Genomic DNA, 23,996 nt, shown 5'->3' on the forward strand with positions numbered 1-23,996 from the left:
ACGAACACAAGCTGCCGCCGGATCGGGAGGGCGAGATGCGCTGCGAGGCGATGCTCGGAGAAGCCCATATCGAGTTGTTTCAATACGGCGCGGCCAGGGATCACTTCAATCGCGCACTCGTGTGCGCTGGCCGGGCGGTGCCGCGTTTCGCCGGTACGATGGTCGCAGACCTTGCCTGGCAATTAGTCCGGCAATTGAGCGCGCGTGCGGGCCTGGTGCGTGGCCGCAGCGCCGATCCGCTGCTGCCGCGGATCTCGCACATTCACGAGAAACTCAGCGAAATCGCGTATTTCAACAGCGGAAAGCTGTCGCTGTTGCATGCGACGCTGACGTCGCTCAATCTTGCCGAACGCTCCGGCAGCGTGCGCGAGGCCCTGAAAGGTTTCGCGGCCATGGCGATTGGCTTCGCCGGCGCGGAGCTGCGTTGGCTATCGCAGGTCTACAACCGGCGTTCACTGGCGTTGGCCGAGGAGCAGGGCGGTATCGACGATATCGCCTACGCTAACGTGGTGAGTGGCGTCTACTGGGCGGCCGCGGGCAGTTGGGAACGGGCCGTGGAATGTTTGACTTACTCGGCATCGCTCTATGCGCGTCTCGGCTCAATCGAGCGCTGGCAACAATCGATTGCGGGATTGTGCGCCGTTGCTCTGGCGCGAGGGCAATTGGCCAATGCCAAGGAATGGCTGGACAAATTGCGTCCTGCACGCCATGACATGCCGGCGCAAATAGCGGCTTACCTGCATGGCTTCGATACCTCGCTCGCGCTGGCGCAAGGAGGTCCGTTGCAGGAACTGGTGATCCGCCTCGACAAGGTGATTGGCGCACGCGAACTGGCGCAGTTCGACCGGATATTCTGCCAGGGCTTGATCGCGGCGTCCTATTGGCGGCTAGGCGACCGCGCGCGCGCGGTCGAGTCGGCTCAAGCGGGTCTCGACAACCTGTCTGCAGGCGTGCCCGTCGCCTGGTATGTGACGGACGGAATTGCGGGCATTGCGCAAACCCTGATCGATGCTTCGGAGTGCGGATTGGCGACTCGGCGCGACGCGCAACGCGCGTGTCATATCCTTGCGCAATATGCGCGCGCAACGAAGGTGGCCGCGCCGCGTGCCGCTTTGCTTGCGGGCAGGTTAGCGGCAACCCGGCATGACAGACGTTTCGCTCTCGCATGCTGGCGCAGGGGGCTCGCCGCTGCACGCACGCTCGGCGCCGGCTATGACGAGGCGGTGCTGCTGTATGAACTTGGCAATCACAGTCCGCACGATAGCTCCGAACGAACCGAGTTTCTGGAGCAGGCGCGCGCTCAACACGAACGCATTGGCACACCGCCATTGCAGACGTGAGAAGACCCTCGAAGCTCCAAATCGAAAGATCGCTACCCCTCAGTGGTCACTCTCGCCCTTGATGATGGGCGGATATCCGCTAATTGCACGCGAAGCTTGCATGCCGCCCATGATGGCCCCCTCAACGCAACCGGCATTGATGCCTGTCTTGAGCCAATCGCCTGCAAGATACAGATTGCTAAAGCCGGATGCATCGCTCGTTAGGCGGTACTGCGTACTACCGACTGTCGAGAGCACATAACGATCTGAGGGATTGACATTCGCGCGCCAATACTGCGCGTCGAAACGCGCCTGGCCGCTGCTGTCACTGGGATCGATCAATATCTGCCAGTTGAATGAACCTCTGGTCGCCACGGCGGGCCACAGGTTAAAGACCTCGTGCTGCAGTTGACCAAGCGCACCCAGTTTTACTTCTTCCGTGCAACGCGAGGCGTAGTTGGCATCGGTGCGGGGTGGCGAATCAGGCGTAGGCAGCGGACTGCAAAAGTAAGAGACGTTCTGTGGCACGTGACCAGTCGGCCACACTTCACGCGCCAGCAATTGATTCATCGGCGTCGTGGTGTTGAAGGGCTTGCTGAACGCGCTCAACTCGGGCTCCTCTCCGTTAGAGCCGAACACATTCCAGCCGAGGTCCCGGATGCTCTTGCTAAGCCATATCTGATAGGCCTGCGTCGCCACCGTATTCACGTTGTCGCTGGCCGCCTTGAGGGGAGCGCTCTTCTCTAGCAGCTTTGGGCAGACATGCGGCAGGGAGCCGATCGACAGTCCGTAGACAATCTTGTCGAAATCCACTCCGCGCTTTAGCCGCTTGACCGGTAATGGTTTGCCAAATTCTGCGCTATAAATTTGCGCCCAGTCGCTCCAGTGGGATTCCAGGTCCACATCTTTGGCTTGCAGTGTGCGTGCCTGTGCAGGGTCGATCTGATCGTAGTTCGGACAGCTCGGCCAACACTCCAGATCGGCGATGTTGACCAGCGGGTTGTATTCCGTGACGCCCTCTGCAAGAGCCACCTGTTGGGTCATGACGATTTCACCTACGCCATCGGCGTCCGGGATCAGTTCGTCCACGTTATGGAAGAACTGGAAGTCCACGCCACGCTGTTTCAACACTTGATACAGCGGCGTAAAGACTGTGTCGCCCATACCGGCCTGCATTTTCCAGATGAAGCCGCCGTGATAACCAATGGCCAACCGCAAGATGCCGCGCAGCATTGTGCCCGCCTCGATGTTCGGGCGAGCGGTGTCGCCATCCATAAAAGCGAACACCAGGTCATAGAGTCCACGGACCGGCGCGGAATCAATCGTGTACGCTTCGTTGGCGCCGTGTTTGCGCAACCACTCACGAAATTCGATGTTGTTGAGGACATCGAAGCCGTGATGCAAGACGCCGTCGACATGCATGCCGATCAGGCTCGTGACGGCCAGATCGATGGAAATGAAGAGATGCCGCACCTTGTCGTCAATGCCCAGATGATGGGAGACGTGCTGGGGTAGAGAAGCCTGAACCGACTGCAACTCGGCTAGTACAAACTGGTGATGCTGCTTTTCCTGGAAGTGGAACACTTCGGGCAGGCGCTTCACGAATCCGATGACGCTTGCCAGAATAGCTTCTGCTTCCTCGATAACCCGTCCGGATTCTTTGGCGGCATGTAACAGATGATGGCCGAGATCGTCTAGCCACTGCCCAATCCATGCCGTTACGGTCTCCAATATTGCTGAAAATGTGATTTCCTCGTTGTGCGCCCCCGGGACACCCGGTTTGATCGGTATCTCGATCGGCCAGAACCTATAGCTGTCGTCGATATACTCGGTGAGCACAATGTAGTTCTGTGGCTTAAAGGCGTCTTGCCACTTCGCAAGCGGAGCAGTAGCAGGTCGATTGAGGGCGTCGTAGACCTTTTGCATCACGGTAAAGCCATTGTCATAAAAGCCGAACCACATATGCAGTCCGTGCTCTTCGATGCGCTGTCCCAACTTGGCGTTGCGGCCACTGGCACATTTGCCGCCCAGGCGCCACCCCATCTGGTAAACGGTTATGTCGTAACGGTCTTGCCAGCCGGGCTGCTCGGTAAGATAAAAGGCGGCAGCCATCGCGCCCGGGCCGCCGCCGAGAACGGCGATTTTCTGTGGGCTCGTTTCAGCGGCCTGGACCAATTCTTCACCGGCTGCGATGGTGAAGTCCATATTGATGTGGAAAGGTAGGAGTACAGGCTGTTCTCCGAGTTGGAGACCCAGAGTCTCGTCTAGCCGGAAAGTATCGAACTTGTGCAACGTGCACGTATAGGTATAGCCGAGCAATCTGGCACTGTGCACTTTGTCGACTGTGGCGGGCGCAACGACAATGGCCTGGTACACGGCCTTAAGGCCACTGGCGTCCGGGAACTGCTTGAGAAATATTTGATCGACGCGCGTTCGCAAAAACAGTGTTGCCAGGTCTTTTATCCCCGCCTCGTCGAGCGCAAACAGATCCTTCTCCGAGCGCAGAATGTCTAAACCCTCACGTATCACATCGATAAATCCAAGCAAGGGTCGATGCGCGTTCTGCGTATCGGTTGCGGTGACCTCGATCAGAGGGTGGATGCCTAGCTGTGTCTGAGGACTGTAGGGTTGCCAGCCCTCGGAGGAAAACTTGAATTCGCGCGGATCCTCTCCTGGTTCCGGCATGCTGAATTGACAGAAGCTCTTTGGATAGCCAAAGACTTCTCGGCCTATGGAAATGGCCATTGGCACGTTGACCCATGTGTAAGCCGGGTAAAGAAAGACGCGCTGCAATTTTGTGGCGCCGTCCGTCTCCTCGATTTGCCCAACCGATATCCATGTGATGATGTCGGTTTCTTTACCCCAGCCCTTGCTTTCATCCGCGGGAAAGCCCGATTGGGCGTGCTCCACGCGTGTGAATGTCAACATGATGTACGGAGACAGCACCTGAAAAGTCATCTGACCGGCAGCCACCCGATTGAGCGTCCCGTCGGCGGTTGCCTGCAGTTTTTCCAGGTCCCCTTTGATAAAAAAGCCGTACATGTCGGATGCGTTGAGGTGCATGGGCGTGTGCTGCACCGGTGAGCCACCGGTGTAGATGTACGCGGGCCGTTCCGTCATTTCTCCCTCCTCTGGGGCTATCGACGACGAGTCCATTGTCAGCGCATTGTAGGCCTGGAATTTAGCTCTTACATACTCTTTGAGTTCTTTGTTGAAGGACGGCTGCACACGTTTAGACATACTCCGGTTTTTTGTCGGTGGCGGCAACCGAACGGCGCGACCGCCGGTCCTTTGCCTAGAGCACCTCAAACACGCTATAGACGGGGCCTTCCTTGAAGCGGTGCCCCGTGCCCACTGCGATCACCCGGTTCAGAAATTCATATTTGCCGGCGGGGGCTTCGAAGATCGGGTTGATGCGAAAGTAGTAGCTGGCCGGATCGACCTGTTCGCCTTTTTCCAGGCGCTGGATCACGTCGGCCGCGCCGTGGCGAATGCCGCGGTAGGCTATCGTGATGTTGACGCCGTCGTCGGTCTGCAGGATCAGGCGCACATCGAGCGTGGTGCTGCCGTCGCTGCGCACGCTTTGCCAGTCGCTGCCGCCGTCGAGCACCTTGCCGCTTAGGCGCTCACCCGCGAAGGTGCCGGACGGCACGATGCCGATGCGGCGAAACGTTCCCGGCGTGTCGCCGACGATGACGATCGGCTTGACATCGAGTCGCATCACGAACAAAGGCCGCGTCTGAATGCTCTGGAGCGGGGTAGGCAGGTCTTCGAAAGCGGGAATGGACATCGTCTTCACCTTGTCGGTTGATGGCATGGGGTGTGTCATGCCGGAGTCATGCGTACGTTAGAGGATGCTTAGGGGCTACTTGAGTGGCGAGAAGTCGGTTGGACGCATGATGCGCGACTCCATGCTGACGAGGATGTCAAGCGTTTTCACCTTGCGACCGAACTCCTGCCAGCGGATGTCGGCCGCCATGCGGTCGCGCCGCGCTATTCGATCATCGAGGCCTGTATAGGCCCAGATGTGCACGATCTGGCTGATATCGCCTATCTCGGTGGTGAAGAAGCCGATCAACTCGCCGAGAAATTCCCTCTGCAGGGGAAGGCCTTCGCTCTTGTATAGCGCGAGCCATTCGGCGGCACGCAGCGGCTTGAACGTATAAGTGCGGATTTCGTAAAGCATGGCTTCTCTCCGTATGGGTCGGACGGCATCGAATTCGCGTGCTGGTTGCGGTTGATCGGGCACATCTAGGCAGCGGTTCTTCCACCATTGACGCGGAGCACCTCGCCGGTCATGAAGCTTGCGCGCGGCGATGCGACGAACAGAATGGCATCGGCCATTTCTTCCGGCGTCCCGGCACGCTTGAGCGGTACACCGGCGAGAAAGGCAGCCTTGCGTTCCGCGTTAACCGTGAGCCGGTCGAGCATCGCTGTATCGACAGGACCTGGCGCGACCGCATTGACGCGTACGCCGAACGTTGCAGCTTCGAGCGCTGCCGATTTCGTGAGACCTTCCACGGCGTGCTTGCTGGCCACATATAACGATGCACCTGCTGCGCCGCGCGCGCCCATCGTCGACGAGATGTTGACGATGCTACCGCTACCTTGCGGCGCCATGACACGTAGTTCGTGTTTCATGGCGAGCAATGTGCCGAGTACATTGGTTTCGAACACGGCGGCGTAGCGTTCGGGGGTTTGCTCGAGCACCGGAGCCGATTCGCCTTCGGTGCCCGCCGAGTTGACCGCAATGTCTAGCCGGCCGAATCGCGCGACGGTGGCGTCGACCAGCTTGCGCAAGTCGTCTTCGAAGCGCACGTCCGACTGCACGAACTCGGCCTCGGCTCCGAGGGAGCGTAACTCCTCGGCGAGTTGCCGGCCTTCTTCCGCGCGGCGCCCCGAAACGACGATACGGGCCTTGTCACGAGCAAAGGCGATTGCAGTAGCACGACCGATGCCAGTCAGTGCGCCGGTGATGAGTACGACAGGTTGGTTGTCCATGACTATCCCTTGGGTATGCTGATTAAAGTTGAGAACCGCCGTCGACGCAAAGCGTCTCGCCGGTAATCCAGCGGGCCGCATCCGAGGCGAGAAAAACGACCGTCCCGCCGACATCCTCGGCTTGCGCGATACGCTTGAACATCTGCTTTTCGGGAGCCGTTTGCGTTAGACGGCCACAATTTCTTGTTGTCAGGTCTGATATCCTGGTTGCCACCCCGCCCAGCGCGATCGCATTGACCCGCACACCGCGGGCACCGAGCGCGGTCGCGAAATACTTCACCAGCGTGTCGGCGGCGCCTTTGCTTGCCGCATAGGCCGATGCCGATGCCGATACGGTGCCCACCCGGGCATGGGCCGTCTGCGAGGAGACCAGCACGACGCTACTGCCTTTGCACATCGCCGGCATCAGTTGCTGCACCAGAAAGTAGGGCGCGCGCGCGTTCAACGCGAACAGTTCGTCGAAATCGGCGACGGTGGTGTCTTCAATGCTTGCGTCCTTCGTCATACCCGCGCTGCACACCAGTACATCCAGACGAGCGCCGATCACGACGCGCGCTCGATTTGCCAGCCGGTGTGGCCCATCCGGGGCGCCCAGATCCGCAGCAATTTTCTCGGCGTGGCCACCGGCTGCGCGAATCTGCGCAACCACTTCGTTGGCCGCCGTGTCTTCACGGCAATAGTGAACCAGAACCTGGGCGCCTGCTTTCGCGAGGGCCAGCGCGCTAGCGCGGCCCGTGCCGCGAGAGGCGCCCGTAACGAGCGCGGTTTTTCCGCTAAGAGGGTTCATGATCAGATTCAAGGTGCCGCGGTTCTTCGGCGATATAGCTGGCAGGTATGGAGTGCGAGTGCCGGTCCGCATTGCCAAAGCGGCTGCAATTGTGCTCCTTCTGATGTGTAATCTAGTGGTGGCGCGTGGAAAGATAAAAGACTTTGTAGGTTGACGGGCATGCCTGAAAGGCATGCCGCGCAAATTGCGGCCCGTGGTGCTTCACCATCGGCGAGGACGTGGCCGGGCAATACCTTCGAGGCGCGTTCACACCGCAGAGGCTTTGCATATGCGCAAAGATTGGTTGGTCTGGCGTCTAGCCGGCTTTACTGTTGACGAGGCAACGCGAACGGGTCATCCCATCTTCAGGATCAGGAGTCTTCAATGAGTGCAGCCGTCTCGGCCGACATCGCCTCGATTCAGGTCGCGCCTCTCTCAGCGCATACCGGCGCGGAAATTCACGGCGTGGACCTCACCCGGCCGCTATCCGCCCAACAGGTCGCGGAGATTCGCGCGGCGTTGCTGAGGTGGCGGGTCGTGTTTTTCCGCGAGCAGTTTCTGACGCACGAGCAGCACGTCGCCTTTTCCGCGCAGTTCGGCGAGCTCACGGTAGGGCATCCGGTCTTCGGACACGTGGACGGTCATCCGCAAATCTATTCGATCTCCAAGTTTCGCAAGGCCACCCGCTTCGAGGGGGAGCCGCTGCTGAGACCATGGACGGGATGGCACACCGATGTGACCGCGGCGATCAATCCGCCGTATGCGTCGATTTTGCGTGGCGTCACCATCCCGCCGTTCGGCGGCGACACCCAGTGGACCAATCTCGTCACCGCTTATCTGAAGCTATCGGAACCGTTGCGGGCGTTTGTCGATGGTTTGCGCGGCGTGCACCGGTTTGCGCCGCCGGCAGGCGCGAAGGGCACCGATTCATTCGTGCAGGCCGTATCGCAGCACACGCTTGTGACCGAGCATCCACTGGTACGTGTGCATCCGGAAACGGGGGAACGTGCGCTCTATGTGAGCCCTGGTTTCCTGAAGTACATCGTTGGCGTGACGCCGCGAGAAAATCAGGCGTTGCTCGAACTGCTGTGGGAACACGTGACGCGCCCCGAATTCACGGTTCGTTTCAAATGGGAGCCGGGCAGCATTGCCTTCTGGGACAATCGCGCCACCGCGCATCTGGCGCCTACGGATATCTACGATCTCGACTTTGACCGCCAGCTATATCGCACCACGCTGGTCGGCGATATTCCGGTTGGACCCGACGGCAGGCAATCGATCGCGTTGGAAGGATCGCCGGTCGGAGCCGCGGCTGCTGTGGCGTTGAACTGAAGAACGGAGGGACTAAAAAGACCGAGGGCGTTCGCCTCACGCGGTCAACGCCTTCACACGCGGAATGACCTGCTCGGCGAAGCCACGCATATCCGTTTCGAACGGTTGAAATTGCAGCATGAAGAGTTCGATGCCGGCTCGATGAAACGCAGCGATGCGTTGCGCGACCGTCTCATAGCTACCGACAAGCCCCGCCGCCGTGCCGCCGTTCGAACCCACTCGTGGCGTTTTCGCGAAGGTCTTGATCATGACCACGTTTGGATCGATGTTCGCTTTCTGTTGCTCGCGTAACGGCGCATCTTTCGCCGCCAGTTCGAACAGATGCGCAAGATGCTCTTGTGCCTCAGCGTCCGTTTCGCGCGCAATGACGAATGCCGACAGGCCAAAACGTAACGGCTCGGGCAGCAATGCCGGACGCGGCCGCGCGGCGACATCGGCGATCAGCTTCTGCACATCCTCCAGCGGCTGGCCGTTGATGAACCAGACGTCGCCTTTGTCGGCCACCAGCTCGCGCGCCGGATCCGATTCGCCGCCCACATAAATGCGCGGGCGGTTGCGGAACGGATCGGTCGGCCGCAGAAGATAGTCGTCGACATGAAAGTGTTCGCCATTGAAGGTAGTCCGTTCACCGCGCAGCAGCGAATCGACAACGGTAATCCACTCGCGGCCATACGCATAACGTGCGTCGTGCTCGGCAAAGCCAATGCCGGCACGCTCCAGTTCGGGGCGATTCCACGCATTGACGAGATTGATCGCGAAGCGGCCGCCGCTAATATGCTCGATCTGCTGCGCCATCTTCGCGAGCACGACCGGATGATAGAGATAGGGCTTGATGGCAGCGATGATCTCGATACGCTCGGTGAGCGCCGCAAGCGCAGCGGAAGCGGTCCACGCTTCGAGCTGATCCAGCTCTTCCCGGTGCGGATTGATCGTGTGCTGCGCGACCAGCACGGAGTCGTAGCCGAGACGCTCGGCTTCCAGCACCAGGGCTTTGTTGCGCGCCCAGGACGCGTCGTACGGTTCATCGGGGTCTTGCAGCGCAGCGCGGCTGCCATGAACGAGTGCCCAGACACCGAAGCGGGCAGGTGATGTCGGCATGGCGCTAGAACCTCCACAAGTGTGTGTGCCAGGGAAACGTCAATGATGCCTGACGCATTGCGCCGCCAAGTGACCGCGCGTTCCAATTTGTGATGATATCGATTGCTGAAATACGTATTTGGCATGTCGGCGATTCTTTATATAGTCGAAAGCTTGGCCTACTTCTGAATATCCCCGATGCGCTTCGCTCTTTCCGCTTTGGCCGGTCTGTCTGGACTGCGCCGGTTTTCCGTTTGCGCACTGGTGCTGTTCGGCGTGCTGTGCACGAACGCCGCGCAAGCCAACGAAACGGTTTCGATCAGCTATCAGCGCTCATCGACGCTATTTATCTTGTTGAAGCGCACCGGCGCGCTGGAAAAGAAGCTCAATGCAATGGGCTATGACGTCGGCTGGCATGAGTTTTCAACGGGGCTGCTGCAGTCGCTGAACGCGGGGAGCGTCGATCTGCATGCGGATGTCGCCGATGCATTCGCTCTGTTCACGCAGGCCGCCAATGCGCCGCTGACGTATTACGCCGAGGAAACCTCTGCGCCGAGTGCGCAGGCCATCATCGTCCCGCCCGATTCGCCGATCCATTCGATCGCGGACCTGAAGGGCAAGCGCGTGGCGGTATCGAAGGGCTCCGGCTGCAATTTTCTTCTGATTGCCGCGCTTGCCAAGGCGGGGCTGACGATCAAGGATATTCAGGTGCGTTACCTCGAAGCGCCGGATGCACTCGCTGCGTTTCGCGGCGGCAACATCGACGCCTGGGCGATCTGGGATCCGTTCCTTGCCGCACAGCAGCGCGACGCACACGTCCGCGTGATCGCCGACGGCAGCGGCGGTATTGCCCAATATAACCGCTTTTACACGGCGACTACGGCGTTTGCGGACAAGCATCCGGACGTGCTTCGTGCCGTATTCGATGAGCTGAATGAAACGGGCAAATGGGTCAAGGCTCATCCGCAAGAGGCTGCACAGATCCTTGGGCCGTTGTGGGGCGATATTCCGACGCCGACCGTCGAACTGGCGAACAGCCGCCGCAGCTACGACATCGAGCCGGTGAAGCGCGATCAGCTTGGCGAACAACAGCGGATCGCGGACACGTATTTTGCGGCGGGGTTGATCCCGAATACGTTGAAGGCGACCGATATCCGGATCTGGACGCCGCCCCCGGCTAAATAATAGTTTGATGCCATGCCGGCGCAGCGGCCGACGTGACATCGCGTGACATCAAGCCAAAGCGGCTCAGCGAACCGCAGCCCGTGCCTGCGCCGCCTCTTGGGTATAGCGGTTCTGAGGCCTCGGCAGCCCCAGATTCTCACGCAACGTGCGGCCTTCATACTCGGTGCGGAAAAGCCCGCGGCGTTGCAACTCCGGCACCACCAGCTCCGCAAATTCGCCAAGCCCGCCCGGCAGCCACGGCGACATGATATTGAAGCCGTCGGCGCCTTCTTCCTCGAACCATTGCTGCAATTGATCCGCGATGCTCTGCGGTGTGCCCACCACCTGTTGATGACCACGCGCACCGGCGATGCGCAGATACAGGTCACGTATGGTCAGATTCTCGCGGCGTGCGAGATCGAACAGCAACCGCTGACGGCTCTTGCCGCCGTTGGTCTCTGGAAGCTCGGGCAGCGGGCCATCCACCGGGTACTGCGACAGGTCGACACCGCCGGACATATTCGACAGCAGCGATAGACCCACCGTAGGATGGATCAGGTCCTGCAACGCGTCGAATTTCGCGCGCGCTTCTTCTTGCGTACGGCCGATCACCGGAAAGATGCCTGGCATGATCTTCAGATGATCGGGCTGCCGTCCGTATTTCGCCAGACGCCCTTTGACGTCGCGATAGAACACCTGCGCTTCTTCCAGCGTCCGATGCGCGACGAAGATAACCTCGGCGGTTTGCGCCGCCAGCTCCTTGCCGGCTTCCGAGGCGCCCGCCTGAACGACTACCGGCCAGCCCTGGGGGGAGCGTGCGACGTTAAGCGGCCCGCGCACCTTGAAGTGCTTGCCCTTGTGATTGAGTACGTGCAGCTTGTCCGGATCGAAGTAGACGCCGCTAGCCTTGTCGCGCAGAAACGCGTCGTCTTCCCAGCTATCCCAGAGGCCTGCCACGACATCGTAGAACTCGCGGGCGCGTTCATAGCGCACCGCGTGATCGGGATGTTGTTCGAAGCTGAAGTTGTGCGCTTCGGATTCGGTACTCGAGGTGACGAGGTTCCACCCCGAGCGGCCGCCGCTCAAATGATCGAGCGAAGCGAACTTGCGGGCCAGGTTATACGGTTCGTTGAACGTGGTCGAGACCGTCGCGATCAGCCCGATATTTTTCGTCACCACGGAAAGCGCCGAGAGTAGCGTCAACGGTTCGAAGTGGTCGGCCCGTGCGGTGCGCGAGAGCGAAGCCAGATTCGTGTCGCGCACGCTGACGCTGTCGGCAAAGAAGATGGTGTCGAATTTGGCGCGTTCGGCGATTTGCGCGACTTGTGCATAGTGGGCGAAATCGAGTCCGCCGCTCGCATGCGCATCCGGGTGACGCCATGCGGCGATGTGATGGCCGGTCTCCATGAGGAAGGCGCCTAGCCGGATTTGCCGCTTGTTTTCGCTCATTCTTTGCTCCGTGAGATTAAGGCGTGATTGTTTGGCGCGCGCGGTTTCACCAGGCAAGGCGCCAGTCGGTGATTGGCGAATCGACGGGGGAGGGCGACACGTGCTGACCACCCGCGGGTGCGTCGTCTCCATCGCTGTGAGTCGTGGCGCCGTCTTCGACGAAATCGGCTAGCACCTCGTCGCGCAGACAGATAAAGCGGGGATCGCTGCGCTGACGTGGCCGCGGCAGTGCGACGTCGACAATCCGTTTGACCCGCCCAGGGCGCGGCGCCATCGTGACGACGCGATCGCCGAGGTAGACCGCTTCGTCGACATCGTGTGTCACGAGGATCATGGTGATGCGCTCGCGTTCCCATATCCGTTGCAGTTCGTTCTGCAGACGAGCGCGGGTCAGCGCATCGAGAGCGCCGAATGGCTCATCGAGCAGCAGCACGCGCGGCCGGTTGACGAGGCCACGCGCAATTGCCACGCGTTGCGCCATGCCGCCTGACAGTTGATGCGGATAGGCATTCTCGAAGCCATTCAGGCCTACCAGCGCAATGTGTTCGGCAACCGCCTCACGTTTTTCCTTCGCAGACAACGGCGCATTGCGTAACGCGGCGAGGATGTTCTGCGAAGCCGTCAACCACGGAAACAGGCGGTGGTCCTGAAAGACAATGCCACGCTCGAGCGACGTGTCCTGCACCCGCTCTCCGGCGACCCGGATCTCGCCGCTGTAATCGCTGTCGAGTCCAGCGATCAGCCGCAGCAAGGTCGATTTGCCGCAACCGCTCGAGCCGAGCACGCTGACGAATTCACCGGGCCGCACCCGCAGGGTAATGTCGTCGAGAACCGCCAGCGGCACGCCACCCTGTGCGTAGTGCTTGCTGACGTGAAGAATGTCGAGTGATTCGGAAAGGGCGGTGCTCATGATCGGCAATCCTCTCTATGACGTGGCTCGCGCCTGATTCGAAGCAGGGTGGCGGCGCGCCAGCACGGCTCGCTCGACGGCACGCGCGAGTGCGTTGAGCACCCACCCGGTGATGCCGACCACAATGATCCCGAACAGCACCAGATCCATGCGGAACTGCTCGCTGCCGTCGACCAGCGTATTGCCGATGCCGCTGCCTGCAACCAGCAGATATTCGGCGCCGAGCGTGGCGAGCCAGGAATAGATCAACGCCAGATAGATGCCGGTGAAAATCGATGGCAGTGCAGCGGGCAAGATCACGTAGCCGATCATTTGCAGCCGTGTATAGCGGAACGCGCGAGCGACTTCGATGTAGGCGCGCGGCACGGCGTGGATGCCATCGCAGGTATGCGCGGTGACAGGCAGCAGCGCGGCCAGAGATAGAAAGACGATTTTCGCGGCATCGCCGAGCCCGAACCAGACCGAGATCAGCGGAATCCACGCGAACAGCGAGATCTGTTTGAAGGTATCGAAACTCGGTCCGACTACCCGGGTCGCAACGCGCGAGAGGCCGAGCACGCTGCCGAGCAGCAGGCCGCCCACGGTGCCGATCACGAAGCCGCTTGCCTCGCGTGCGAGTGACGCGGACAGCGCGCGCACCAGCGCACCGCTGACGATCTGTTGCCATGCGGTCCGCGCCACGTCGGCAGGGCTGACCAGCAAGCCGCTCTTCACCAGATGAGCCTCTGAAATAGCCCGCCACAGCGCAAGTGCGACGATGGGCAGCACCGCGCCGCGCAAATCGATGCGGCGCTTTCGTGACGCCAACAGAGGCTTACTGGCCGCTGCTTTGCGCACAACCGGCAATTCGCATCCGCACGGCGGCGGCCCTTCCTGTTTGCGCAGGCCTGCACGACGTGCGAGTGAATCGATGATTCGGCTCATGGCTGACTCCGGGACATGTCGGCGGCTCACTCGCGAAAGGCGGATGGCTGGCCGCGCCGCAGACGCGCTTCGAGCGCATCGAGCAGACGGTTCATCGTCAGGCCGATGGCGCCGACCACCACCACCGACGCCATCACGAGATCCAGCTGGAATAGTTGCCGTCCGTAGACGATCAGATAACCGAGCCCTTCCGACGACGCCACCAGTTCCACCACCACGAGCGCAAGCCATGCCTTGGTGAACGCGAGCCGCACACCGGTGGCCAGCGTCGGCACCGCAGCGGGCAGTACGACATAGGCAATGCGTTGCCAGCGGTTGTAAGCGAAGACGCGCGCCACCTCTTCGAGCGCCACGGGCGTTTGCCGAAAGCCCTGCAAGGTGCTGAGCGTGACGGGAACCAGCGCGGCGTGTGCGATCAGGATGTATTTGAGCGGCTCGCCGACGCCTACCAGCAGAAGCAGGAAGGGCAGCCAGCCGAGCACCGGAATCTGGACGAGCGCGTTAAAACCTGGCAGTACATAGGCTTCCAGTGTGCGCGACAGGCCAAGCGCTGCGCCGGTCACAAAGCCGAGCACGGTCCCCACACCGAAGCCGATCAGTACGCGTTGCAGGCTGATCAGCGTGTTGTGCGCCAGGTCGCCGCTTTTCGCCAGCTCGATGAAGGTCTCATATACGCGTTCAGGCGGCGGCAGAATCTGCGGTGCAATCCAGCCGTGCTCACAACCGGTTGTCCAGAGCGCGAACAGCAGTGCCGGCAATAACCACGGCGCCAGGTGCCACGCAACGGCACGCAAACGCTCGTGTCTGCGCGGCGCGGTGTTTGCGGCGCTGGAATGGCTAGCTGACTTCGTCGCCGGCAGCTTGAACGCGGTTTCGCTCATCGTAGAGATCCGTTAGGTGAGCGGTTTGCCCGCGGCGTCGTAGCGCGTCCAGTAGTGATCGAGCTTGAGCGTGCGCAGCGCATTGTCGAGATAGCTGGGCTCGAACCAGCTATCCACGTCGACGGGTTGCCGGATCAGCTTGAGCTTGAGCGCATCCTGCGCGACCGCCTTATAGCGCGCCACGATGAACGGATCGATCAGCGGCGAATTACGTTCTTTCAAGGTCCGGTTGGCGAACTCGGCTTGCCAGGAGGCATACGGGACGCCGGTTCTTGCCCACAACTTGAACTGGGCGTCGCGGTTCGCTTCGTCAGACGACCATTGCGAGCCTTTCACGAAAGTGGTCACGACACGCTGTACGATGTCCGGATGCGCGTGATCGAAATCGTCAAGCACGAGCAGATGCGATTGGCGCGTCAATTGCGGGCCGTCGTTTTGCGACTCGTAGATGATCTTGATGAGACCCTGGTCGCGCAGTTTGTACAGGTGATAGTCGTTGAACGACGCATCGATGCCTTTGGATGCCAGCGCAGCGAGCGCACTGGCGGTGTCGAGATTGATCACATGCAGATCTCGCTCGTCGAGCTGATTGGCGGCGAGCGCGTTATCGGCGACAAGTTGTAGATTGGTGCCGCGAAATATCGACACGCGCTGGTCCTTCAGATCCTTGATGCTGTGGATGCTGGAGTCGATTGGAACGGCAATCTTCACACCTACCCGCACGCCCGATTCGAGCAGGATACGTGTCTTCAAACCATTGGCACGCCCCAATACGGAAGGCAGATCGCCCTGGAAGGCGAAGTCGAGCGACTTGTCGGCAATCGCCTCGTTGACTGCAGGCCCGGCCCCCTTGAAGAAGATCCATTCAATCTTGATGCCGTCGGGCGCGAACTCTTTTTCGAGCAACTGCTGAATCTGCACTGTGGCGGCGGGTGAGCCGCCGAAGGTCGGCGGGTCTCCGGTGCCTTGGTCCGCCACGCCGACCCGGATCACCGTGGGTTTGTCGGCATAGGCGTGCATGGCTGCCAGCGAAAGCGTGGTGGCCGCGAGTACTGACTTGAGCAAACGAAGATATCGCATCGATTCGAGTGGGGATAGGGAAATGGGCGCGACGGGGCAGCGTTCGTCGTAGCAGTGGATTGCAGGCTGTCGCCGTGTCAGGGCACAGACATTCTTGTCGACGAAACTAGTCAGGACAAGAAAGGATTTGAGCTATGCATATTGCCGGAGGTGTTTATGTGTTCGGCGCATGGTGGAGATGAGGCCATGTCTGCTTCTGCTTCGATGAAGATTTGCATGCAGGAGCATCAAGCGGCGCACATATCGATAGATGGTTTTCTTTGTTGTGCGACACAGATCCGAAAATTTATGCTGATGGGCGATCAGGCGCTGCATAAAGGAGTTGAAAGGTCCCCGGAGAGCTTCGCTGCTCAAGCGTCCATCGTCGTGCTTCTTTAGAAATCACTTTTTATTGGTTCTGCTTTCGATGACGCGCTCGCATAGTACGTTTTGATGGCTATAGGCGGTGAAGCCCAGGCGTTGGGCAGCGGCCGGCCAGCATCGCCGTTCGGGGGAAATCCGAACAGGTACGACGAATGAGCAAGGAGATGTCATGACAGTTGAACTGGCAGAACAAACTACACATGCAGCGCTGGTAGCGGCCCGCGAAGCCGCAGTAGCTGCGGGTTTGCCCTATGCGGGCGGCATTTCTCCGCAGGACGCGTGGGCATTGTTTTCGGCGGGTGAGGCGGTGTTGGTCGATGTGCGCTCCCCCGAGGAGCGCAAGTTTGTCGGTTACGTGCCGGATAGCGTGCATGTCGCCTGGGCGAGCGGCACGAGCCTGAACCGTAACCCGCGCTTCGCGCGCGAGCTGGAAGCGAAAACGGGCAAGGAGGCGGTCGTGCTGCTGCTGTGCCGCAGCGGTAATCGCTCGGCACTCGCTGCCGAGGCGGCGGCGAAGGTAGGCTTGACCCAGGTATTCAATGTACTGGAAGGATTCGAAGGCGAACTGGACGCGCAGCAGCAGCGTGGCCGCCATAACGGCTGGCGTTTTCACGGCTTGCCGTGGGTGCAGGACTAGCCAGTTCAACATCAGGACGGGGAGCATTGACTGTGGCCGTATTTGACATCGACGATATCGTTCAATCGCTCCAGACCGTGCGCCAGCGCTGGCGCGAAGTGCAAAAGCGTTCGCTCGAACCGGGCGGACGCGACTTGCCGGCGCGCGAGGCGCTGGCCGAGATTATCGACACGCTCAAGGGCGTGCTGTTTCCAATGCGGCTTGGGCCGCCCGATCTCCGTCAGGAGAGCGAAAATTTCTACGTCGCCAATGCGCTCGATTCGGCGCTGCACGCACTGCTTGGGCAGGCGCGGCTCGAACTGAACTACAAGGCTCGCCATCACGCGCGAGCCGACGAGCAGATCGAGGCACACGCCAGCGCCGCGGTGCGCAAGTTTGCCGCGCGACTGCCGGAGATTCGCGGCTTACTCGACGGCGACGTGCTGGCCGCGTTTCATGGCGATCCGGCGGCGGGCAGCGTGGATGAAGTGCTGCTGTGCTACCCCGGCATTCTGGCGATGATCCATCATCGGCTCGCGCATGAACTCTACCGGCTCGAGTTGCCGTTGCTGGCGCGTATCGTTGCCGAGCAGGCGCATGGCGAGACCGGCATCGACATTCATCCGGGCGCGCAGATCGGTGCCGGATTCTTTATCGATCACGGCACGGGTGTGGTGATTGGCGAAACGGCCGTGATCGGGCAGCGCGTGCGTGTCTATCAGGCCGTGACGCTCGGCGCCAAGCGTTTTCCGCGTGACGCCGCGGGTCATCTGGAGAAGGGGCTGCCGCGCCATCCGATCGTCGAGGACGATGTCGTGATCTATGCAGGCGCGACGATTCTTGGCCGCGTGACGATTGGACGAGGGGCGGTGATCGGCGGCAACGTGTGGCTGACCCAGGATGTCGCGCCGGGTAGTCACGTCACCCAGGCCGTGTCGCGCAACGAGGCGTCGCAGCCGGCGCAGGTCACGCTGGTATCGCAAACGCCGCAGGCACCGCAGGCGAGTCGCACCGCGAGCGGCGAAACGAGCGCCGAGTTCAACCCCATCGCGAGCGCCGCATCATGAGCACGATCGTCAGAAACTTCGGCGCCGCGGTACGTGAACTGCGCGAGGCCCGCACGTGGTCGCAAGAGCAGCTCGCCGAACATGCCGGTCTAAACCGGTCCTATGTCGGCGAGATCGAGCGCGGCGGCGCGATTGCCTCGATCGTCACCGTCGACAAACTCGCGCGTGCGCTCGGCGTGCCGATCTCCAGTCTGCTGCGCTCGTCGTTCGGTGGCAGCGCTGTGTCAGTCGTTCCCGCGTCGTCCGCTGCGCCGGCACCCACACTGATTAATGTGCTGAAGACGCCCATCTGACGTCTATAGCATGTTGAGCCCGACCGGGTCTGGTCCTCATAATCACCGCTCGTCATAAGCTTTCCCGTTTTTCATCTATAGAACCCGGAGCCACACATGTCGACCATAGCGAGCGGCCATACGGCGCTTAGCGATAATGCCGCGCGGCAACTAGCCAATGCCACCAAGACCGTCCCCCAACTTGCGACAATCACGCCGCGCTGGTTGACGCATCTGCTGCAATGGGTGCCGGTCGAAGCGGGTATCTACCGCCTGAATCAGGTCAAGAATCCAGACGCGGTGAAGGTTGCCTGCACGCAGCGCGAAGATGAGACAGTGCTGCCGCGCACTTTCGTTCCGTATGAAGAAGAGCCGCGCGAATACTTCCTGAACGCCGTGAGCACCGTGCTCGACGTGCATACGCGCATCTCCGATCTGTATAGCAGTCCGCATGATCAGATCAAGGAACAGCTGCGCCTGACGATCGAAACGATCAAGGAACTGCAGGAAAGCCAGCTGATCAACAATCCGGATTACGGTCTGCTTGCGAACGTGGCGGACGAGCAGCGCGTGTTCCCGCTGACCGGCGCGCCGACGCCCGACGATCTGGACGAACTGCTGACCAGGGTGTGGAAAGAGCCGGCGTTCTTCCTGACCCATCCGCTCGCGATTGCCGCCTTTGGCCGCGAGTGCACGCGCCGTGGCGTGCCGCCCCCCACCGTCAGCCTGTTCGGCTCGCAGTTCCTGACATGGCGCGGGATTCCGCTGGTGCCGTCCGACAAGGTGCCGGTGGCCGACGGCAAGACCAAGATCCTGCTGCTGCGCGTGGGCGACAAGCGCCAGGGCGTGGTGGGCCTGTTCCAACCGGGTGTCGCGGGCGAACAGGGCCCGGGGTTGTCGGTGCGCTTCATGGGTATCAACAGTCATGCGATCGCGTCGTATCTGATTTCCCTGTACTGCTCGCTGGCGGTGCATTCGCCGGACGCACTGGCGGTTCTCGATGACGTGGAGATCGGTAAGTACCATGACTATCCAGACACCTACAAGTAATCCGCTGGGCGCAGGTGTGCCGCACGATGTACCGCAGATGCTGCCGGCCGGCTTGCCCGATCCGGCGACGCTCGCGCGTCTCGCGACGGAGTTTTTCTCGGCCTTGCCTGGTGGCGGAGCGTCGTCCGCGGCGCCTGGCGGTAATAGTCTGAGCGACGCATCGTCGTCGGCGTCGTTCGCTTCGGCATTGCCGGTAGCGGCTCCCGTGCTGTCCACCGCGAGCAATCCGGCCCCGGCGGGTTCGCCGCTCGCGGGTCCTGGTGGTTTCGGCACGGGCGTGCCGGGCGCCGCGCTGCCGCACGGTAAGGTACCCGGCGCGAATCTGCTGCCTTCGGCGCCGACTCATGTGCTCTCGCTCGGCAATCGTGCGCCGGCGCTCGTGCCGCATGCCACGGCGCAGAATGGCTTGCCGGATAGTGCGGTGACGATCGCGCCGGCACTTGAGCCGCGCTTCGGCGGCACGGCGTTGGGTGTGCCCGAGGGACATGGTGCGCAACGTCCGTCTGCGGGTGGGGCTTCGAGTACGTCCGCTACTACGCCTGCCGCTGCGTCGCCGTACTACTTTCTCGATCCGCAAGCGGATACGCGTTACGGCAGCAGTGCGGGTGGCCAGGAAATCGTTGTACCGTCGAGCGAGTCGGTCACCGCGCAATCGTTCGGGTTGCCAGGCGAGAACGAGCTTCGCTCGTTGCTCTCGGTGCAGCGTTTTCCGCATGATGCTGGCTCGCACGAACCAGTTGCCTTCAACAGCGGTGGGTCACGTTACTTTGTCGAAGAAGCGCATCCGTCCACCGGTCCGGCGAGAACCGCTCACGGCGTGCCGAACGCGGCGGCTTCGGCGCATCCGCCGTTCGACGTCAATGCAATCCGGCGTGACTTTCCGATTCTTTCGGAACGCGTGAACGGCCGCCAACTCGTGTGGTTCGACAATGCGGCGACGACGCACAAGCCGCAGTCTGTGATCGACCGGCTGGCGTATTTCTATGCCCACGAGAACTCGAATATCCATCGTGCCGCCCATGCATTGGCGGGCCGTGCGACGGATGCTTACGAAGCGGCGCGCAGCAAGGTGCAGCGCTTTATCGGCGCGGGCTCGCCCGATGAAATCATCTTCGTGCGTGGCACCACCGAGGCGATCAATCTGATCGCGAAGTCATGGGGCGTGCAGAACGTGGGCGAGGGCGACGAGATTATCGTGTCGCACCTCGAGCATCACGCGAACATCGTGCCGTGGCAGCAGCTTGCCGCGCAAACGGGAGCGAAGCTGCGCGTGATTCCAGTCGACGACTCCGGCCAGGTGCTGCTCGACGAATACCGCAAGCTACTGAACGATCGCACCAAGATCGTTTCGGTAACCCAGGTTTCGAATGCGCTAGGCACGGTAGTGCCGGTGAAGGAGATCGTCGAGATGGCGCATCGTGCCGGCGCGAAGGCGCTGGTCGACGGCGCGCAGTCGGTGTCGCATATGCGCGTCGATGTGCAGGCGATCGATGCGGACTTCTTCGTGTTCTCGGGCCATAAGGTGTTCGGTCCGACCGGCATTGGCGTGGTGTACGGCAAGCGCGCGATCCTCGACGACATGCCGCCGTGGCAGGGTGGCGGCAACATGATCTCCGACGTGACCTTCGAGCGTACGGTGTTCCAGCCGCCGCCTAGCCGTTTCGAAGCCGGCACCGGCAATATCGCGGATGCCGTGGGCCTGGGTGCGGCGATCGACTATGTGACGCGCGTGGGCATCGAGAATATCGCGCGCTACGAGCACGATCTGCTGGCCTATGCGACGAGCGTGCTGCAACCGGTGCCGGGCGTGCGGCTGATCGGCACTGCGAAGGACAAGGCAAGCGTGTTGTCGTTCGTGCTGAAGGGCTATGAGACGGAAGAGGTTGGGCAAGCGCTGAACGAAGAGGGCATTGCGGTGCGCTCGGGTCATCATTGCGCGCAGCCTATCTTGAGGCGTTTCGGCCTCGAGGCGACCGTGCGGCCGTCGCTTGCGTTCTACAACACCTGCGATGAGGTCGATGCGCTGGTTTCGGTGGTGCGGCGTTTGTCGACGCGGCGTTAGCGTTTAGCGCTTCGGGTGTCTGATCAGGACACCTGAAGCGCTGCAGGCGCCTGCGTAACGCGTAACACCGCGAGCAAACGCGAACTAAGCGTGCTGGTCTGGTTAGCAATTTCGACAACCGTCCCGGGTTCGACGATCGTGCCGCGCAACGCTGCGCCGAGCACCGAAATGTGCAACGAGGCGACGCCGTTTGCTGCCACAGCGGCCAGCGACGGATCGACCGCAATGCCAAGCCCAACCGGTCCCGCTTGCACGAGGCCGCGCGAAAACAGATTGTGCACCAGAGGTTGCTCACAACCGGCGTGCCAGCGATAGTCGGGCCCAGTGCAGTTGACGACTCCGCGCGCGAGGATCGTGCATTCCTCTTCGCTGCCCCGCGGCCGGTAGCGCACGCTCACGCGTCCCGCTGGCGCTTCTGCTAGCCCGGTGACGATGGCCGCCTCGATGCTCAGGCGGCCGCTTGCGCGCAGCGCCGTGACCAGCGCTGCGCTAACCGGCGGCGCACGATGCAGGAACACATCCCAATGCGGCCGCACGTGGCGGAAGAACCGCTGCCTGTCGGTCAACGCTGCGTTACGCCACCAGTCTGCAAGGTACGGCTTCAGCGCGCCAGGTAGCGCTTGCCAGTCACCACCGAGCGAGATGATGGCCCGAGCTTTTTCACGCAATTCACGCACGACCTGCCGCAACGTGTGCGGCGGCCCGACGCTGCCGAACGGTTCTTCAGTCGGAGCGGGATTGCGCCGTTCGACGGGCGTCAGGCCATGCCGCGCGAGTACCTTATAGGTGCCGCGGTAACCCAGCTTTTCGAGCGATACCACGGTGTCGATCATCGTGAGACTTCCGCCCACCAGCACGAGCTCGTCTGCATCGACGAGTGCTGCGAGACGCGAGCAGTCCCAAATGTTAGCGACATACCGGCCCGTTTGCGTGAGCTGGCCGCTTGAGTCAAAGCGCGGACGCGACTGGAACACACCGAGCGCGAGCACCGCGTGATCGGCGAGCAGCACGCGGCCTGCGTCGAGCGCGAGCGCAATGCCGCTTGATGAAACATCGAGATCTTCGACGCGTGCCTGGACATGTTCGAAGGTGACGCCTGGCGCAGCTTGCTGCTGTGCCTGCCACAATTGTTCGCTCACGTAGTCGCCAAAACGCCAGCGCGGCACGTACGCCTGCGCGACCGCATCACGAGGCTGGCCCGCAAACTCCGGCTGCGTGGTAAGCCAGTCGACGAAATGCTCAGGTTGATCTGGGTAGAGCGTGAAGATGAGGGCGGGGCCGTTGACCAGATGCCCCGGCTCCTGAGTCGAGTACGCGAGGCCGCGACCCGGTTGTGCGGATGGGTCGACCAGGCGGATCGCAAGGGCTTGCCGCGCCTCGCGCAGCAGCTTGATGGCGAGTGCCGTACCGGAAAGGCCGCCACCGACGATGACGATCTCTGGCGGTCCGCCATGATGAGCGACCATGTTGCTCTCCTGTGAATCCTTCGGCGCGCTCGGGCCGGAACGACAGGATGTTAATGGTCTGCTGAATATGGTCGAAACGACAAATCCAGATAAGCATCTGCAAAAAAATGCTTAAGGATGTTTTGACAGAGAATTTGACGCTATTGCGTCGTGAGCGATTGGTTGTTTCTAGCGTTTCCTGAGCAAGCTTCGCCTCGCGCGGCCATGCAAAACACACATGCTCGCGCGAGGCCGGTCATCAGAAGTCGAAGCCTGGACCGCCTGCACCCGGTCCGCCCGCCGGCGACTGCGGCGGCGCGTCCTTCGGCGCTTCATACACGGTCGCATCGGTGGTGAGCAACAGGCCCGCAACCGAAGCCGCGTTCTGCAACGCCGTGCGCGTGACCTTGGTCGGATCGAGCACGCCCGATTCCACCAGATCGCCGTATTCGCCGGTTTGCGCGTTGTAGCCGAAGTTGCCGCTGCCTTCCGAGACCTTCGCCACTACCACACTCGCTTCCTCGCCCGCGTTGGTCACGATCTGGCGGAGCGGTTCTTCAAGCGCGCGCAGCACGATCTTCACGCCAGCGTCCTGATCCGGATTGCTGCCTTTCAGATCCTTAATCGCGTTCCTGACGCGGATCAGCGCCACGCCGCCGCCGGGCACAATGCCTTCTTCCACGGCTGCTCGGGTCGCATGCAACGCATCGTCCACGCGGTCCTTCTTCTCCTTGACCTCGATCTCCGTCGCGCCGCCCACCTTGATCACCGCTACGCCGCCGGCCAGTTTCGCCACACGCTCCCGCAGCTTTTCGCGATCGTAGTCGGAACTCGCTTCTTCGATCTGCACGCGGATCTGCTTGACGCGCGCCTGGATATTTTTCGTGTCCCCGGCACCATCGATCACGATGGTGTTTTCCTTGCCCACCTCGATGCGCTTGGCCTGGCCGAGTTCCGCCAGCGTCGCCTTTTCCAGCGAAAGACCGGTTTCTTCTGCGATCACCTGGCCGCCCGTCAGGATCGCGATGTCTTCGAGCAGCGCCTTGCGCCGGTCGCCAAAGCCCGGCGCTTTCACCGCCACCGTCTTAAGGATGCCGCGGATGTTGTTGACCACGAGCGTTGCGAGCGCTTCGCCTTCAATGTCTTCCGCGATGATCAGGAGCGGCCGTCCCGCCTTCGCAACCAGTTCGAGCACCGGCAGAAGATCGCGAATATTCG

The 23,996-nt window shown here is 61.4% G+C and carries 22 protein-coding genes; 9 read left to right on the forward strand and 13 right to left on the reverse strand.

From position 1 onward, the window contains the following. The coding region (locus M0954_RS29270; RefSeq protein WP_297356969.1) for a hypothetical protein at nucleotides 1-1,340 on the forward strand (1,340 nt) is incomplete at its 5' end. Between the two features lie 39 nt (nucleotides 1,341-1,379). On the opposite strand, the gene M0954_RS29275 is transcribed toward M0954_RS29270, so the two are convergent. The 5 genes from M0954_RS29275 to M0954_RS29295 all read right to left on the reverse strand — a co-directional run bounded on the left by M0954_RS29275 (nucleotide 1,380) and on the right by M0954_RS29295 (nucleotide 7,107). Beyond that, nucleotides 1,380-4,559, reverse strand: coding sequence for an NAD(P)-binding protein (locus M0954_RS29275; RefSeq protein ID WP_297356971.1), 3,180 nt, complete (start codon nucleotides 4,557-4,559; stop codon nucleotides 1,380-1,382). Between the two features lie 55 nt (nucleotides 4,560-4,614). Further along, entirely contained in the window at nucleotides 4,615-5,148 is a 534-nt protein-coding gene (locus tag M0954_RS29280) for a DUF3237 domain-containing protein (protein WP_297356973.1), read from the reverse strand. Nucleotides 5,149-5,184: 36 nt separating this feature from the next. Then, entirely contained in the window at nucleotides 5,185-5,505 is a 321-nt protein-coding gene (locus tag M0954_RS29285) for an NIPSNAP family protein (protein ID WP_297356975.1), read from the reverse strand. A 65-nt stretch (nucleotides 5,506-5,570) separates the two neighbouring features. Next, the gene (locus M0954_RS29290) at nucleotides 5,571-6,320 is read right to left on the reverse strand and encodes an SDR family NAD(P)-dependent oxidoreductase (protein WP_122156414.1); all 750 of its coding nucleotides are present in this window, start codon (nucleotides 6,318-6,320) and stop codon (nucleotides 5,571-5,573) included. Between the two features lie 22 nt (nucleotides 6,321-6,342). Next, nucleotides 6,343-7,107 (reverse strand): SDR family oxidoreductase, encoded by a 765-nt coding sequence (locus M0954_RS29295; protein WP_122159207.1) that lies wholly within the window; start codon nucleotides 7,105-7,107, stop codon nucleotides 6,343-6,345. 363 nt (nucleotides 7,108-7,470) lie between these two features. Between M0954_RS29295 and M0954_RS29300 the strand changes: the two genes are divergently transcribed. Continuing rightward, the gene (locus M0954_RS29300) at nucleotides 7,471-8,418 is read left to right on the forward strand and encodes a TauD/TfdA family dioxygenase (RefSeq protein ID WP_122156413.1); all 948 of its coding nucleotides are present in this window, start codon (nucleotides 7,471-7,473) and stop codon (nucleotides 8,416-8,418) included. Nucleotides 8,419-8,454: 36 nt separating this feature from the next. Here the strand turns inward: M0954_RS29300 and M0954_RS29305 are convergent, their stop codons facing one another. Next, entirely contained in the window at nucleotides 8,455-9,516 is a 1,062-nt protein-coding gene (locus tag M0954_RS29305) for an LLM class flavin-dependent oxidoreductase (protein WP_122156412.1), read from the reverse strand. A 177-nt stretch (nucleotides 9,517-9,693) separates the two neighbouring features. Here M0954_RS29305 and M0954_RS29310 point away from each other — a divergent pair, with 177 nt between their 5' ends. Further along, nucleotides 9,694-10,680 (forward strand): aliphatic sulfonate ABC transporter substrate-binding protein, encoded by a 987-nt coding sequence (locus M0954_RS29310; protein WP_122156411.1) that lies wholly within the window; start codon nucleotides 9,694-9,696, stop codon nucleotides 10,678-10,680. Nucleotides 10,681-10,743: 63 nt separating this feature from the next. Here M0954_RS29310 and M0954_RS29315 read toward each other — a convergent pair whose 3' ends face one another. The 5 genes from M0954_RS29315 to M0954_RS29335 are packed head-to-tail and all read right to left on the reverse strand — an operon-like array spanning nucleotide 10,744 to nucleotide 15,903. After that, entirely contained in the window at nucleotides 10,744-12,108 is a 1,365-nt protein-coding gene (locus M0954_RS29315) for an LLM class flavin-dependent oxidoreductase (protein WP_297356977.1), read from the reverse strand. Nucleotides 12,109-12,154: 46 nt separating this feature from the next. Next, nucleotides 12,155-13,018: an ABC transporter ATP-binding protein gene (locus tag M0954_RS29320; protein WP_123386019.1), complete on the reverse strand. Its 864-nt coding sequence runs from the start codon at nucleotides 13,016-13,018 to the stop codon at nucleotides 12,155-12,157. Nucleotides 13,019-13,033: 15 nt separating this feature from the next. After that, on the reverse strand, nucleotides 13,034-13,942 hold the full coding sequence (locus M0954_RS29325) for an ABC transporter permease (protein WP_297356979.1): 909 nt from the start codon (nucleotides 13,940-13,942) through the stop codon (nucleotides 13,034-13,036). Between the two features lie 26 nt (nucleotides 13,943-13,968). After that, the gene (locus M0954_RS29330) at nucleotides 13,969-14,823 is read right to left on the reverse strand and encodes an ABC transporter permease (RefSeq protein WP_133894537.1); all 855 of its coding nucleotides are present in this window, start codon (nucleotides 14,821-14,823) and stop codon (nucleotides 13,969-13,971) included. Nucleotides 14,824-14,835: 12 nt separating this feature from the next. After that, a complete protein-coding gene (locus M0954_RS29335; RefSeq protein ID WP_122156406.1) occupies nucleotides 14,836-15,903 on the reverse strand; it encodes an ABC transporter substrate-binding protein in 1,068 nt (355 codons plus the stop codon). 186 nt (nucleotides 15,904-16,089) lie between these two features. Here M0954_RS29335 and M0954_RS29340 point away from each other — a divergent pair, with 186 nt between their 5' ends. From M0954_RS29340 to M0954_RS29365, 6 genes are all read left to right on the forward strand, one after another. Then, nucleotides 16,090-16,281, forward strand: coding sequence for a hypothetical protein (locus M0954_RS29340; protein ID WP_133894538.1), 192 nt, complete (start codon nucleotides 16,090-16,092; stop codon nucleotides 16,279-16,281). Nucleotides 16,282-16,435: 154 nt separating this feature from the next. Further along, nucleotides 16,436-16,903 (forward strand): rhodanese-like domain-containing protein, encoded by a 468-nt coding sequence (locus tag M0954_RS29345; RefSeq protein ID WP_297356981.1) that lies wholly within the window; start codon nucleotides 16,436-16,438, stop codon nucleotides 16,901-16,903. A gap of 32 nt (nucleotides 16,904-16,935) precedes the next feature. Continuing rightward, nucleotides 16,936-17,949: a serine O-acetyltransferase EpsC gene (epsC, locus tag M0954_RS29350; protein ID WP_297356983.1), complete on the forward strand. Its 1,014-nt coding sequence runs from the start codon at nucleotides 16,936-16,938 to the stop codon at nucleotides 17,947-17,949. Then, nucleotides 17,946-18,242 (forward strand): helix-turn-helix domain-containing protein, encoded by a 297-nt coding sequence (locus tag M0954_RS29355; protein ID WP_122156403.1) that lies wholly within the window; start codon nucleotides 17,946-17,948, stop codon nucleotides 18,240-18,242. The genes epsC and M0954_RS29355 overlap by 4 nt, the downstream gene beginning before the upstream one ends. Before the next feature lie 96 nt (nucleotides 18,243-18,338). After that, nucleotides 18,339-19,271, forward strand: coding sequence for a family 2A encapsulin nanocompartment shell protein (locus M0954_RS29360; RefSeq protein ID WP_123386014.1), 933 nt, complete (start codon nucleotides 18,339-18,341; stop codon nucleotides 19,269-19,271). Next, nucleotides 19,246-21,333 (forward strand): family 2A encapsulin nanocompartment cargo protein cysteine desulfurase, encoded by a 2,088-nt coding sequence (locus tag M0954_RS29365; protein WP_297356985.1) that lies wholly within the window; start codon nucleotides 19,246-19,248, stop codon nucleotides 21,331-21,333. The genes M0954_RS29360 and M0954_RS29365 overlap by 26 nt, the downstream gene beginning before the upstream one ends. A gap of 23 nt (nucleotides 21,334-21,356) precedes the next feature. Here M0954_RS29365 and M0954_RS29370 read toward each other — a convergent pair whose 3' ends face one another. Beyond that, entirely contained in the window at nucleotides 21,357-22,799 is a 1,443-nt protein-coding gene (locus M0954_RS29370; protein ID WP_297356987.1) for an FAD/NAD(P)-binding protein, read from the reverse strand. A gap of 238 nt (nucleotides 22,800-23,037) precedes the next feature. Next, the coding region (gene groEL / locus M0954_RS29375; RefSeq protein WP_297356988.1) for a chaperonin GroEL at nucleotides 23,038-23,996 on the reverse strand (959 nt) is incomplete at its 5' end.

It is taken from the genome of Paraburkholderia sp., assembly GCF_026225065.1.
Taxonomy (GTDB): Bacteria; Pseudomonadota; Gammaproteobacteria; order Burkholderiales; family Burkholderiaceae; genus Paraburkholderia.